The 13,947-nt window shown below is 33.3% G+C and carries 17 protein-coding genes; all 17 read left to right on the forward strand.

The features are described 5' to 3' along the window. The first annotated feature begins 2 nt into the window (after nt 1–2). The 17 genes from G7034_RS07245 (at nt 3) to G7034_RS07325 (ending at nt 13,904) form a co-directional block, all read left to right on the forward strand. Complete coding sequence (locus G7034_RS07245) at nt 3–776, forward strand: GIN domain-containing protein (RefSeq protein ID WP_166400292.1); 774 nt, start codon at nt 3–5, stop codon at nt 774–776. A gap of 20 nt (nt 777–796) precedes the next feature. Further along, nucleotides 797–1,645, forward strand: a complete 849-nt coding sequence (locus G7034_RS07250) for an alpha/beta hydrolase family protein (protein WP_166400293.1) — start codon at nt 797–799, stop codon at nt 1,643–1,645. Nucleotides 1,646–1,828: 183 nt separating this feature from the next. Continuing rightward, nucleotides 1,829–2,869 carry a 2Fe-2S iron-sulfur cluster-binding protein gene (locus G7034_RS07255; protein WP_166400294.1) on the forward strand — a complete coding sequence of 347 codons (1,041 nt, stop codon included), beginning with the start codon at nt 1,829–1,831 and terminating at the stop codon, nt 2,867–2,869. Nucleotides 2,870–2,960: 91 nt separating this feature from the next. Beyond that, nucleotides 2,961–3,584 (forward strand): YqaA family protein, encoded by a 624-nt coding sequence (locus G7034_RS07260; RefSeq protein ID WP_166400295.1) that lies wholly within the window; start codon nt 2,961–2,963, stop codon nt 3,582–3,584. A gap of 182 nt (nt 3,585–3,766) precedes the next feature. Then, nucleotides 3,767–5,038 carry an OmpA family protein gene (locus G7034_RS07265; protein WP_166400296.1) on the forward strand — a complete coding sequence of 424 codons (1,272 nt, stop codon included), beginning with the start codon at nt 3,767–3,769 and terminating at the stop codon, nt 5,036–5,038. A gap of 119 nt (nt 5,039–5,157) precedes the next feature. After that, complete coding sequence (locus G7034_RS07270; protein ID WP_166400297.1) at nt 5,158–5,505, forward strand: hypothetical protein; 348 nt, start codon at nt 5,158–5,160, stop codon at nt 5,503–5,505. A 187-nt stretch (nt 5,506–5,692) separates the two neighbouring features. After that, a complete protein-coding gene (locus G7034_RS07275) occupies nt 5,693–6,022 on the forward strand; it encodes a HesB/IscA family protein (RefSeq protein ID WP_166400298.1) in 330 nt (109 codons plus the stop codon). An 18-nt stretch (nt 6,023–6,040) separates the two neighbouring features. Continuing rightward, on the forward strand, nt 6,041–7,486 hold the full coding sequence (gene sufB, locus G7034_RS07280) for a Fe-S cluster assembly protein SufB (RefSeq protein WP_166400299.1): 1,446 nt from the start codon (nt 6,041–6,043) through the stop codon (nt 7,484–7,486). Nucleotides 7,487–7,513: 27 nt separating this feature from the next. Continuing rightward, the gene (locus G7034_RS07285) at nt 7,514–7,924 is read left to right on the forward strand and encodes a hypothetical protein (protein ID WP_166400300.1); all 411 of its coding nucleotides are present in this window, start codon (nt 7,514–7,516) and stop codon (nt 7,922–7,924) included. Between the two features lie 4 nt (nt 7,925–7,928). Further along, the gene (gene sufC / locus G7034_RS07290) at nt 7,929–8,687 is read left to right on the forward strand and encodes a Fe-S cluster assembly ATPase SufC (RefSeq protein ID WP_166400301.1); all 759 of its coding nucleotides are present in this window, start codon (nt 7,929–7,931) and stop codon (nt 8,685–8,687) included. Nucleotides 8,688–8,699: 12 nt separating this feature from the next. Beyond that, nucleotides 8,700–10,013, forward strand: a complete 1,314-nt coding sequence (gene sufD / locus G7034_RS07295) for a Fe-S cluster assembly protein SufD (RefSeq protein WP_166400302.1) — start codon at nt 8,700–8,702, stop codon at nt 10,011–10,013. 16 nt (nt 10,014–10,029) lie between these two features. Beyond that, entirely contained in the window at nt 10,030–11,259 is a 1,230-nt protein-coding gene (locus tag G7034_RS07300) for an aminotransferase class V-fold PLP-dependent enzyme (RefSeq protein WP_166400303.1), read from the forward strand. 10 nt (nt 11,260–11,269) lie between these two features. Further along, nucleotides 11,270–11,698: an META domain-containing protein gene (locus tag G7034_RS07305; protein WP_166400304.1), complete on the forward strand. Its 429-nt coding sequence runs from the start codon at nt 11,270–11,272 to the stop codon at nt 11,696–11,698. Nucleotides 11,699–11,702: 4 nt separating this feature from the next. Beyond that, entirely contained in the window at nt 11,703–12,128 is a 426-nt protein-coding gene (locus tag G7034_RS07310; RefSeq protein WP_166400305.1) for a SufE family protein, read from the forward strand. Nucleotide 12,129: 1 nt separating this feature from the next. Next, the gene (locus G7034_RS07315) at nt 12,130–12,453 is read left to right on the forward strand and encodes an SUF system Fe-S cluster assembly protein (protein ID WP_166400306.1); all 324 of its coding nucleotides are present in this window, start codon (nt 12,130–12,132) and stop codon (nt 12,451–12,453) included. A 5-nt stretch (nt 12,454–12,458) separates the two neighbouring features. Next, nucleotides 12,459–12,965: a DUF2480 family protein gene (locus tag G7034_RS07320; protein WP_166400307.1), complete on the forward strand. Its 507-nt coding sequence runs from the start codon at nt 12,459–12,461 to the stop codon at nt 12,963–12,965. A gap of 39 nt (nt 12,966–13,004) precedes the next feature. Beyond that, complete coding sequence (locus G7034_RS07325; RefSeq protein WP_166400308.1) at nt 13,005–13,904, forward strand: DUF3078 domain-containing protein; 900 nt, start codon at nt 13,005–13,007, stop codon at nt 13,902–13,904. Nucleotides 13,905–13,947: the final 43 nt, after the last annotated feature.

Raw genomic sequence — 13,947 nt, forward strand, 5'->3', positions numbered from 1 at the left:
AAATGAAATTAAAAATTAAATTCAGGTTATTGCTTTTGGTTACCTTGATAGGATTCTCGCTTTCTTGCAATGATTTCGAGGATTGCTTTGCTAGTCAAGGAAATGAAGAAACTAGTGAGTTTGAGCTTGGTTTTTATGACAAAATTGTGTTACGTGAGCATATAAGCTTAGAAATTATTGATAGCGAAAATGAATTTGTTGAAATTACCGCTGGAAGCAGAAGAATGGATGACGTTGAAGTGTATGTACAAGATTCTACACTCTACTTAGAAGCTACCGGACTTTGCACGGCTGGTTTTTCTGAAGCTCAAATTAAAGCTGTTGTTTCAACTGAAAAGCTACGAGAAATAAGAAATTCTTCTCAGTTTTCGATTAAGAGCAGAAATACACTCACTTATCCAAGATTAGCTCTATTATCTAATGTAAATCATCCTGGACCAACTATTAATGTAGGAGATTTTGATTTACGCATAGATAATTCGTATGTTTGGGTAAGTTCAACAGGTAATTCAATTTTTAATTTACAAGGAAGAACAGAAAACTTCAGTTTTGGTAATTATTCTTCAACGGGTAGAATTAATGCACAATTGCTAAAAACCGATACAGTAAGTGTTGATCACAGAGGTTATTCTAATGTACATGTTTCACCAAAAAACCACATACAAGGTCGCTTAAGATCTACAGGAAATGTAATTTTACATCGCATTCCTCAAACCATAGATGTTGAAGAAACTTATACAGGAAAACTACTTATTGCTGAAGATACCGATGAATAAATCTGAAAACTTATAAAGATATGACGAATCAAGAATTTCACATTGCAGGCAAGCATAAAAAGCCAATTTTGATAGATGTAACTTATGAAGACACTAAAAAGAATCAACCTGTAGTTATTTTTTGTCATGGTTACAAAGGATTTAAAGATTGGGGAGCATGGCATTTAATTGCTGAAGAGTTTGCCAAAGCAGGATTCTTTTTTCTGAAGTTTAATTTTTCTCACAACGGTGGAACACTTAAACAACCTATTGATTTCCCAGACTTAGAGGCTTTTGGGAATGATAATTACTCCAAGCAACTTGATGATCTTGGTTCTGTTTTAGACTGGGTCGAAGAGGCTAATGAATATGCAGATTTTATAAATCCGCATCAAATTTCATTAATTGGCCATAGCAGAGGAGGAGGAATAAGTCTTCTAAAAACAAAAGAAGACCAGCGTATTAAAAAGTTAGTAACTTGGGCGGGAGTTTCTAATTTTCATTATAGATTTCCCAAAGGAAAAGCCCTTGAAGAATGGAAGCAGAAAGGTGTATATTACGTGAAAAATGGAAGAACAAAACAAGATATGCCTCATTTTTACCAATTCTATGAAGATTATATAGAAAACAAAGAAAGGTTCAATTTTAAAGCAGCATTAAAACACTTGCAAATTCCTTATTTAATTATTCATGGCACAGCAGACGAAACAGTAAACAATAAGGAAGCCGAATTTTTGTTTGATCAATCAGATGCAGCTAAAATGAAATGGATTGCAGGTGCTAATCATGTTTTTTCTATGCAGCATCCGTGGAGTGAAACAAGTTTGCCCGAGGAAGCTAGGGAGTTGGTTATGGCAAGTATTGATTTTTTCAGAAGCCAAAATGAGTAGGATTGAATTTTCAACAATTATCCTCTCTAGTTCTACCAAGTTGCTGGAAAATTTTAATTTTAGTTGGGCATGACCTGATTTTGATCAGTTTTTTTTGATTAGCTAGGTTAATCTTTTCAGAAAAAATCTTTTAAGTAAAGTTTTTCTTTTTTGATGTTTTATTTTTGCAACAAAATTTTAGAAATGAATTCTTTTCAACTAAAGATAAAAGATAAAATCCAGCTAACACCAAAAGCTGTAAAATTAGTATTTGACATTCCAGAAGCTTTGATCAATGCGTTTAGTTTTTTGCCAGGGCAGTACATTACATTAAAAGTGAATGTAAACGATGAAGAAGTAAGAAGGTCATACTCAATCTGTTCTTCGCCAGATGAAGATTTGGCCGTGGCTGTCAAGGCAATAGATAATGGTGTTTTTTCTAACTACGCCAATTCAATGCTTAAAGTAGGTGATGAGGTTGAAGTTTTTACTCCCGAAGGAACTTTCATAATGGATAAAGATTTAACTAACAAAAACTATATAGCTTTTGTTGCAGGAAGTGGTATTACTCCATTAATGGCTATGATAAAATCTTTTCTTGCTTCAACAAAAACAGGTCAATTTGTCTTAGTTTATGCAAATAAAACTACAGAAGAAACCATGTTTTTAGACACACTTCAACACTTACAAGAAAACAATCCAAATCAATTTCACTTAGAATTAGTTTATAGTAGAGAGAAAAAAGAAGGAGCTCAATTTGGAAGAATTGAACGTCCATTGTTAAACTTCTTTGAAAATAATAAATATAAGTCTATAGATTTTAATCAGCATTTTTTATGCGGTCCTGAAGAAATGATTGAAAATTTATCTTCCGTGCTAAAAGAAAACAGCATTCCAGATTCAAAAATAAAATATGAATTGTTTTTTTCTGCTAAAGAGGAGCAAGTTGAGGAAGGAATTGATGGGCAAACAAAAATAAAAGTAATTGTTGACGATGAAGAATTTGAATTCTCAATGCCACAAAAAGAGCGAATATTAGATGCTGCTTTAGCTCAAGAAATAGACGCTCCATATTCATGTCAGGGTGGGATTTGTAGTAGTTGCGTAGCAAAAGTTAAAGAAGGTGAAGCAGCTATGGCAAAAAACCAAATTTTAACAGACGATGAAGTAGCAGAAGGCTTAATTTTAACTTGCCAAGCTCATCCAACATCTTCTAGTATTACAATTGACTATGATGACGTATAACTTAATTTTAACCCAAGAAAAACAGCTTTTTAAGAAGATTTTTTTGATTCAGTCTTATGATAAGCCTACTTTTGTAATCGACAATAATTAAATGGCTAAAAAAAATAGAAATCATCAAAAGAAACCTCGTTGGAAGCTTCTTCATCAGTATTATTCCTACACCGGTTTTTATAGTTTTATAGGAAGAAGCCTAATGAAGGCCACCGTGCCAATAGTCTTGTTTGTAGCTATTATATTAGGGGTTCATTTTTTTGTTATTGATATTAATGACATTCTTATTTATATTACTGAAAACTTTCCTCCAATTGGAGTATTTGGAGTTTTCTTTGCTTCCGAATCAATTTTAGGTTTAATCCCTCCTGAAATTTTTATCGCTTGGTCAGGAAAATCAAGCTACCCTTGGTTGTTTTTAAGTATTTTAGCTTTACTATCCTACTTAGGCGGTGTGATTTCTTATTTCGTGGGTAGAGGAGTAGCTAGCATCCCTTCTGTATTTGTTTTTTTGGAAATAAAAATGGCTAAGCATATAAAAAACATGCGTAAATGGGGAGGCTTGTTAATTATAGCTGGCGCTATGCTTCCCTTACCCTTTTCAATTTCAAGCATTGCTGCTGGAATCATTAAATTTCCATTTGGTAGTTTTTTGCTTTTTGGCTTATTGCGTTTACTTCGCTTTGCAATCTATGGCCTCATTATTTTTGGTGCTGTGGGTTAGGTGATTTTAGTCTTTGAGTAATCAAGTATAGCTGGCTTACAGTCATTCTAAAACCTTTGGTCTTCAAACACATAGTAGTTTAGTTGATTTTATGATTATTTCACACAAAAATGTTGAAATAATTTTGTTAAAACCAATAGTAATTTTATATTTGCACCTTATATTAATTAAAATTATCAACTATGAAAAGAGGTATTACTATTTTTTTAATGATGCTTATAGCTTCATCTTCATTGATAGCTCAGGAAGATTTTAACCGTTGGTCTATCGATTTTGGTGCAGGTGTTAACAAAGCAACTGAGCCTTATGCTTCAGGTTTTGATCAAAATCAAATAACTGATTTAACTTTTGAATTAGGAGCTAGGTATATGTTTAACGACAAATTTGGCTTAAGAGCTGAAGTTGGTTACAGTGAAATTCAGCCGAGTTCAGGTAGTTTTGATTTTGATTCTAGTTTCTTACGATTAGGCGTTTCTGGCGTAGCTAACCTTGGAGCTGTATTAGGTTTTAGAGATTGGACCAATCGCTTTAATTTACTTACTCATGCTGGTGTGCAATATGGTAGGTTAGATACTGAATTTAATAGTGACACCGATCAAAAAATAGGGATCAGTGGTGGTTTAACCCCGCAACTTAAATTGTCAAATTCAATTGCTTTAAATTTAAATGTAACGGCTTTTGCCTTTGAATCAGATGACTTAACTTGGGATGGATCTACAGGTGCAACTGATCGTGGGTTTGATAGTTTTATGTACACAGCTACAATTGGTGCTTCATTTTACCTAGGAAACAGTGATAACCCCTCTGCAGATTGGGTTGATGCATCAGACAAAAAAGAATTACAAGAAGAAATTGATGGTTTACAGAACCGTTTAACTACTCTTGAGGAAGATCTTAAAGATGACGATAAAGATGGAATTCCTAATTATTTAGATACCGAGCCAAACACTCCGTCAGGTGTAATGGTTGATGCTAAAGGAAGGTCTATAGATGAAAATAACAATGGCGTTCCAGACGAAATGGAAGCGCCTTTAAGCAACATGTTTGTAAGGGTTGATGGCTCAAATAATGAAGAATATCAAAAATCTTCTGGCAGTGATGAAAGATTAATCAAACGTTTAATAAATGAAGGCTATATTAATGTGTACTTTGATTTTGATAGCGTTCAGCCATCAGTTTCTTCTTATGATGCAGTTCATTTTATAAGAAATTATATGCTCGTTAATACCGATGTGAATGCTGAATTAGTAGGTTACGCAGACGAACTTGGTGATGATGGATATAACCAAAGTTTATCAGAACAAAGAGCTAAGCGAGTTTACGATATATTAGTTTCTTCTGGAATTAGCGAAACTCGCCTTGACTTTAAAGGAAGTGGTGTTGATAATTCGGTTGATAAAAATTCTACTAGCGCAAGAAAAGTGGTAAGAAAAGTTACTTTTAAAATTAAATAGTTACTACTATTGTTATACTAAAAAAAAGCTGGAATTTATTTCCAGCTTTTTTTTTGCATTTTTTTCTTAATTAAAATTAAATCTCTATATTTAGCCATTATAACTAATAAAAAATTTAAATGATGAGAATATTTACATTATTATTCGTTGGTCTTGCTTTTGTTTTAGGGGTTAGTAATATGCAGGCTCAAAACAGCAACCAAGAAGAGCTTCAGATAGAAGCTAAAAAGAAAGCAATGAAAATAAGTAGTGAGCTTAACTTTGATGATGAGCAAGAAATGTTTATTTTTAGATACGTTTATAATTATAGACTACAAGTACAAAAACTAGATCAGCTTGAAGAGGGAAGTGAAGATTATACAAATTATGAAGAACAAATTAATCAAGAAATGAGAATGAATTTAGAAAGCGAGTTTGGATCAGAAGCTGTAGATAAAATCATTGAATTATTTAATAAGTATAAATAATTTAATTCAGTTTTAGTTTTCAACTAGTTTTTTAGCACTTATAAAAAAGTCTCCAACTCAGGAGGCTTTTTTTAGTTGAGCTATAACTTAAAACTATTAGCAAATATTATATTTATATGTTAAGTGAATTTGCCAGTCAAAGAGTCTATTGTATATTTGTAATTAATTTAGACTAAATCAAAATGACATGATTCAAGTTAGTGAACAAGCTAAAATAAAAATTTCATCATTGATGACAGAAGAGGGTTTTGATCCAGCAAAAGACTATGTTAGGGTAGGAGTTAAAAGTGGAGGTTGCTCCGGCTTATCTTATGAACTAAATTTTGACAAATCTAATCAAGATAATGATAAAGTATTTGAAGATAACGGTGTGAAAATTGTTGTTAATAAGAGTAGTTTCTTGTATCTTGTGGGTACAATCTTAGAATACTCTGGTGGACTCAATGGAAAAGGTTTTGTGTTCAATAACCCAAATGCACAAAGAACTTGTGGATGTGGTGAAAGTTTTTCACTTTAACAAATTAAAAATATTGCTATGGCTTATACAGAACAAGAATTAGAAAAAGATCTTAAAAATAAAGAATACGAGTACGGTTTTTATACAGACATCGATTCAGATACGTTTCCTGTTGGTCTTGACGAAAACGTGGTACGAGCAATTTCAAAGAAAAAGGACGAACCTGAATGGATGACCAACTGGCGTCTAGAAGCTTTTAGAGCCTGGGAAAAAATGAAAGAGCCAAATTGGGCAAATGTTCATTATGAAAAACCCAACTATCAAAACATTTCCTATTACTCTGCTCCCAATAAAAAGCCGAAATACGAAAGTTTGGATGAGGTCGATCCTGAGCTTTTAGACACCTTCAGTAAACTAGGAATTTCTTTAGATGAACAAAAAAAATTAGCTGGAGTTGCTGTTGATGTGGTTATGGACTCTGTCTCAGTTGCTACTACCTTTAAAAAAACCTTGGCCGAAAAGGGCATTATCTTTTGCTCTATTTCCGAAGCTATTAAGGAACACCCTGAATTAGTTAAAAAATATATAGGTTCTGTTGTTCCGCCAAAAGACAATTTTTTTGCGGCTTTAAATTCAGCAGTCTTTAGTGATGGATCGTTTTGTTATATTCCTAAAGGAGTAAGATGCCCTATGGAATTATCAACTTACTTCAGGATTAATCAAGCTGGTACTGGTCAGTTTGAAAGAACACTTGTGGTTGCAGAAGATGCTAGCTATGTAAGTTATTTGGAGGGATGTACCGCACCGATGCGTGACGAAAATCAATTGCATGCTGCAGTGGTAGAACTTGTGGCCTTAGATAATGCAGAAATTAAATATTCTACAGTACAAAATTGGTTTCCTGGCTCTAAAGATGGAAAAGGAGGTGTTTTTAATTTTGTTACCAAAAGAGGGCTTTGTGAAAAAAATGCTAAAATTAGTTGGACACAAGTAGAAACTGGCTCTGCCGTAACTTGGAAATACCCTTCTTGTATTTTGAAAGGCGATAATTCTGTAGGCGAATTTTATTCTATTGCTTTAACTAATAACTTCCAGCAAGCTGACACAGGAACCAAAATGGTTCATTTAGGAAAGAATACCAAAAGTACAATTATTTCAAAAGGAATTTCAGCTGGAAAATCGCAAAACTCTTATCGAGGTTTAGTTCAGATTAATAGTCGAGCTAAAAATGCTAGAAATTTTTCGCAATGTGATTCGCTTTTAATGGGAAATAAATGCGGTGCGCACACGTTTCCTTATATAGAGGCTAAAAATAAAACAGCCCATATTGAGCACGAAGCAACAACAAGCAAAATTGGTGAAGATCAAATCTTTTATTGCAACCAAAGAGGAATAGATGAAGAAAAAGCTATTGCCTTAATTGTTAATGGATTTAGCAAAGAAGTATTAAATAAATTACCGATGGAATTTGCTGTTGAAGCCCAGAAATTGTTAGAAATTTCATTAGAAGGCTCCGTGGGTTAAACCTATAATTTAATACCTATTCAACAAATGAAAGTCAATTTTTTAAGTTTATTACTCCTACTAACTTTAATTAGTTGTAAAAAGGACAAAAAATCAGAAACTAAAAAGAAGCCAGATGTAAATGTGGAGCAAGTAGAAAAAATCAAAAACAACACACGTACGCTTAAAGGCGAATTTATCTACTCAAATGGGGCTGCAGTTTTAAAAACAAGAAATGTAATATACGGCATTGTTTTAGATGAAGAAGGCCTAGAATTGAAAGAAGCTGTTGATGAGGTTAAAGAAAATGAATATGATATGATTCCTGTTTTAATTCAGGGAAAAATTATTGAAAATCCAGATGAAGGCTGGGATCAATTAGTTGAAGTTATTAAAACAATTAAAGTTGAAGAACCTCAGCCAAACGAAAATATTATTATAGAATCTGCAAATAAATAAAGCTATGTTACAAGTTAAGAATTTACACGCCTCAGTTGAAGGCGAAGCGATATTAAGAGGAATTAATCTTGAAATAAAACCTGGCGAGGTACACGCAATTATGGGGCCAAATGGTTCTGGTAAAAGTACGCTTGCTTCAGTTATAGCAGGAAATGAAGATTACGAAGTAACTGAAGGAGATATTATTTTTGAGAAAGCAAATATCTCAGAATTATCTGCTGATGAAAGAGCTCACAAAGGTATATTTTTATCATTCCAATACCCTGTTGAAATCCCAGGGGTTTCTGTAACTAATTTTATCAAAACTTCAATTAACCAAATTAGAAAAGCTAGAGGTCAAGAAGATATGCCAGCTAATGAAATGCTGAAGAAAATTAGAGAAAAAGCCGCACTTTTAGAGATGGATAGAAAATTTTTATCAAGATCACTGAACGAAGGCTTTTCCGGTGGAGAGAAAAAAAGAAACGAAATCTTTCAAATGGCTATGCTTGAGCCTAAATTAGCTGTTCTAGACGAAACGGATTCAGGACTTGATATCGACGCGCTTAGAGTAGTTTCTAACGGAGTAAATAAACTTAAATCAGACGAAAATGCTACCTTAGTTATTACCCACTACCAACGCCTACTAGATTATATCGTTCCAGATGTAGTTCATGTATTAATTGATGGACGAATTGTGAAAACAGGCGATAAAGATTTAGCTAAAGTTCTTGAAGAAAAAGGATACGATTGGATTAAAGAAGAACTAGCTCAACAAGCTTAAAACAAAGTTTCTATGGACTTAAAAGAAAAATTAATATCATCATTTTTTGCATTTGAAGAGCAAGTTGATTTAGAAAATGATGTTCATGTGTTACGCAACAAAGCAATTGAATTTTTTGAGTTAAATGGTTTTCCAACTAAAAAAGACGAAGCTTGGAAATATACTTCTCTTAATAAAGTATTGAAACACGATTATAGCATCTTTCCTAAACGAGAGGTAGCTATCGATTATAAAGATGTTAGGAAGTATTGCTTACATGAAATAGACACTTATCAGATTGTTTTTGTTGATGGTGTTTACGCTTCTCATTTATCTTCCACCACACACGATAAATTTGACGCCTGCTTAATGTCTTCGGCATTAAATAATCCTAAATATGAACCGCTAATAAAAAAATATTTTAATAAAATTGCTCCTGAAGATAGTTTAGTTTCTTTAAATACAGCATTTTCAAAAGAAGGCGCTTTTATTAGAGTTCCTAAGTCGGTTATAGCAGAAAAACCTGTAGAAATTCTTCACTTTTCAACTGGAAATGAGGCCGCTATGATGCTTCAACCTAGAAACCTTATAATAGCTGAAGAAAACTCTCACTTGCAAATAATAGAACGTCATCAATCGCTTACAGAAAACCCTGTTTTTACTAATTCAGTAACAGAAATGTATGTTGAAAAGCGAGCTCAGATAGATTATTATAAAATCCAAAATGATAAAGAAAATGCTTCTTTAATAGACAATACTTATACAGAGCAACATAACGATAGTATTTGTTCTGTGCACACCTTTTCTCTAGGTGGTAAACTTACAAGAAACAACTTGAATTTTTACCAAAAAGGTGAGCATATCAATTCTGTTTTAAATGGGGTCACTATTTTAGAAAACAAACAACACGTGGACCACAATACGCTGGTTCATCATCAGCAACCTAATTGTGAGAGTCATCAAGATTATAAAGGAATTTTCTCCGATCAATCGGTTGGAGTGTTTAATGGAAAAGTTTTGGTTGATAAAATTGCTCAAAAAACAGATGCTTTTCAAAGTAACAATAACATCCTACTTGATGATAAATCTAGCATTAACTCAAAACCTCAATTAGAAATTTTTGCAGATGATGTTAAATGCAGCCACGGCTGTACTATTGGCGAGTTAAACGATGAAGCTCTTTATTATCTAAAAACAAGAGGAATACCAGAAAGAGAAGCTAAGGCTTTACTTATGTTCGCTTTTGCAAATAATGTTTTGGATGGAGTAAAATTGCCTGCTGTAAAGCAAAGAATTACTAAGCAAATTGCAAATAAACTTGGAGTTGAATTAGGCTTCGAGTTGTAAAAAAAACAAATACATTATGGCTGAGGCCAAATTTAATATAGATAAAATAAGACAAGATTTTCCTATTTTACAACGCAAAGTAAACGGGCAAAATCTTGTTTATTTTGATAACGCAGCAACTTCTCAAACTCCTAAACAGGTAATTGATTGCATAATTGATTATTATGAGAATTATAATGCAAATATTCATAGGGGGGTTCATTCGCTGTCGCAAGAGGCTACAGATGCCTATGAACAAGCGAGGATTAAAATTCAGAAGCATTTTAATGCCAAGCAAGCACACGAAATTATTCTTACCTCCGGAACCACCCACGCCATTAATTTGGTTGCGCATGCCTATGGTAGCATGCTAACTAAGGGTGATGAGGTTCTTGTTTCTGCATTAGAGCATCATTCTAATATAGTTCCTTGGCAAATGATGTGCGAAAAAAATGGTGCTCACTTAAAAGTGATTCCAATGCTTGAAAATGGACAACTGGATATGGAATACTTCCACCAGAGTTTAAGTACTAAAACAAAAATGGTTTTTGTTAATCATGTATCAAACGCCTTGGGAACTATAAATCCAATTCAGGAAATCATTAATGCCGCTCATCAAGTTAATGCACGTGTTTTAGTAGATGGAGCTCAAGCCGCGCCACATATTCAGGCTGATGTACAAGCCTTAGATGTGGATTTTTATACGGTTTCTGCCCATAAAATGTGCGGGCCCACCGGTGTAGGAATGCTATATGCTAAAGAAGAATTATTAGAACAAATGCCACCTTATCAAGGAGGAGGTGAAATGATAGCTGAAGTAAGTTTTGAAAAAACTACTTACGCTGGATTGCCTCACAAATTTGAAGCAGGAACCCCAAATATTGCTGGTGGAATTGCTTTTGGTGCTGCATTAGATTATATGCATGAAATTGGCTTTAAATCAATTGAAGCTTATGAAAACGAATTATTGATCTATGCCACTCATCTAATTCAAGAAATTGATGGCATTGTTATTTATGGCCCTGAACCAGAAAGTAAAACCGCAGTTCTATCTTTTAATGTAGAAGGATTACATGCTTACGATTTAGGAACTATCTTAGATCAAATGGGTATTGCGTTAAGAACAGGACATCATTGTGCTCAACCAATTATGGAATATTATAAAATTCCTGGAACAGCTAGGGCTTCTTTTTCATTTTATAATACTAAAAAAGAAATTAATATATTTATTGATGCGCTTAAAAAAGCCATCTCAATGTTAACTTAATACAACAATTATGAAAAATAAAACTTTATTTTTATTAGTTCTTGCACTTGCTTTAATCTCTTTTCAATGCAAATCAACAAAACCTGGTTCTATGTATGATAAAGATTTAAAAGAAGGAGAATTTATAGTAAATCAACTTAATGATAAACAAATTACAGGTCATGAGTTAACCTTCATTATTGATGCTAACGAAAAAAGGATTAGTGGTCAGTCTTCGTGCAATACCTACGGAGTATCTTATGAAATTAATGAAAATGGAGTTCTTGATAAAGGTTTTGTAATTGCAACTAAGATGTACTGCGATAATAAGATGAAACTTGAAAATGAATTCATAAAAGCAGTCGGTGATTTTATAAAGTTTGAATATGCTGAAGAAGAAACTAAATTAAACTTATTTGATGAGGAAGGAAATAAGCTTATTGAACTCCAAAAAAAATAACTAAATGAGTCAGATCAAAGAACGTCAGGAAGAAATCATAGACGAATTTTCTATGTTTGAAGATTGGATGCAGCGTTACGAGTACATGATTGAACTCGGAAAAAGCCTGCCAACAATAGACGAACAACACAAAAAAGATGAAAATATTATTAAAGGTTGCCAAAGCAGGGTTTGGTTGTATGCCGATTTAGAAGGTGAAAAGATTAAATTTTCTGCCGATAGTGATGCCATAATTACAAAGGGAATTATAGCTCTATTAATACGTGTTTTTTCAGACCAAACTCCGAAAGATATTTTACAAGCGGATGTCAAATTTATTGATGAAATTGGATTAAAAGACCACTTATCTCCAACCCGAGCAAATGGATTGGTGAGTATGATTAAACAATTAAAAAACTATGCTTTAGCATATCAAGCAAAATTAAGTTAACATGGCTGAAATAATTAATACTGAAGAATTAGGAGATAAAATAGTACGTGTTTTGAAAACTATTTATGACCCAGAAATACCCGTAGATATATATGAGCTTGGGCTAATCTATGACGTATTTGTTAATGAAGATAATGAGGTTAAAATAATCATGACATTAACTTCGCCTAATTGCCCTGTGGCCGAATCACTTCCTCAAGAAGTGCAGGAAAAAGTCAAGTCTTTAGACAGTGTTAAAGATGTTGAAGTTGAAATGACATTTGACCCCGCTTGGACCAAAGACAATATGAGTGAAGAAGCTAAGTTAGAACTTGGAATGTTGTAATTGTTATGGCAGAGATTGTAAATAGAGTAGCTAATAGTAAACTTAAAACCTTCGATTTAGAAGAAATTTATCCAGAAGGAGAGCGTGTAGCAATTGATATTAGTCAATGGCTTGAAAATGGCTTTATACTTAGAGAAAAAGAGTTTAGAGTGCAATTAAAATCTTTTAATTGGAATCACTATACCGATAAATATGTGGCTATTCATTGTTCTACCGATGCTGTTTTACCAGCTTATACTTATTTATTAGTTACTGCTCACCTCTCAGGTATTGCCAAAAAAGTAGTTCAAGGTTCATTAGCAAATTTAGAGCTTGTTATTTTTACTGAATTACTTCAGCAACTTGACACCAAGCCTTACGAAAATGCCCCCGTTATTATTAAAGGTTGTTCAAATAAACCCATACCAGAATCAGCTTATTTATTGCTTTTTCAGCAACTTGAAAAAGTTTCGAAATCGGTTATGTTTGGCGAAGCTTGTTCGTCGGTTCCTATCTACAAAAAGAAAAAATAATTTTCATAAATTTGCCACTTAATTTTAAAAAAGCAAACTATGAAAAAAATACTATTACTCTTATCAATGCTTTTTCTATCAAGCATGGTTATAGCGCAAGATGAAGAGGAGACAAATGATGAAGAAACTGGGCCATGGACAATGGGAGGTGATTTTTCTTTCCTAATCAATCAATCTACTTTTAATGATGATTGGTTAGGCGGTGGAGTTTCTAACTTTTCTGCTAATGTTTTGGTAAGTTACGACCTAAATTATAAGAAAGATAAAATTACTTGGGATAATAAATTTCTAGGTGATTATGGGCTTACACGCACCAAAGATCAAGATTTTAATAGGAAGACCAACGACCGTTTGGAAGTAAACTCAGTTTTAGGTTACCAAATGGGAGAATCTAAATGGAGCTATTCTGCTATGATGAATTTTAGAACTCAATTTGCACCGGGTTACGTTTTCGACCAAGATGAAGAAGGGAATGAAACTAGAACTTTAGAAACAGAATTTATGTCGCCAGCTTTTTTACAATTTGGTTTGGGTGCGCAATGGCGAGATAGCGATGATTTACGAGTGAATTTATCACCAGCCACCGGACGTGTGATTTTGGCAAGTTCAGATTTTACTACTAGTCCAGGCTATGTAGATGGTGATTTCTTTGGTTTAGATGAAGGAAAAAGCGCAAGGTATGAGTTTGGTGCGGCAATTAATGCTTATGGTAAGTTCAACATCATGAAAGGAATTACTGCGGAAAACTTTCTTAATCTTTATGCCAATTACCTTGAAGACTTTGGAAATATAGACATTGATTACACCCTCAATTTAGTTTTGAAAGTAAATGACTTGATTTCAACTAATTTTACTTTTCAAGCTATTTATGACGACAATGCTGTGAAAGGATTTCAGGTGAGACAAGTTTTGGGTGTGGGAGTAAATTTTGCTCTGTAGAATTCTAAAAATAACATCGAATTAAATCTCAAGTTGATATTTT

The organism is Psychroflexus maritimus, from assembly GCF_011089875.1.
Lineage (GTDB): Bacteria > Bacteroidota > Bacteroidia > Flavobacteriales > Flavobacteriaceae > Psychroflexus > Psychroflexus maritimus.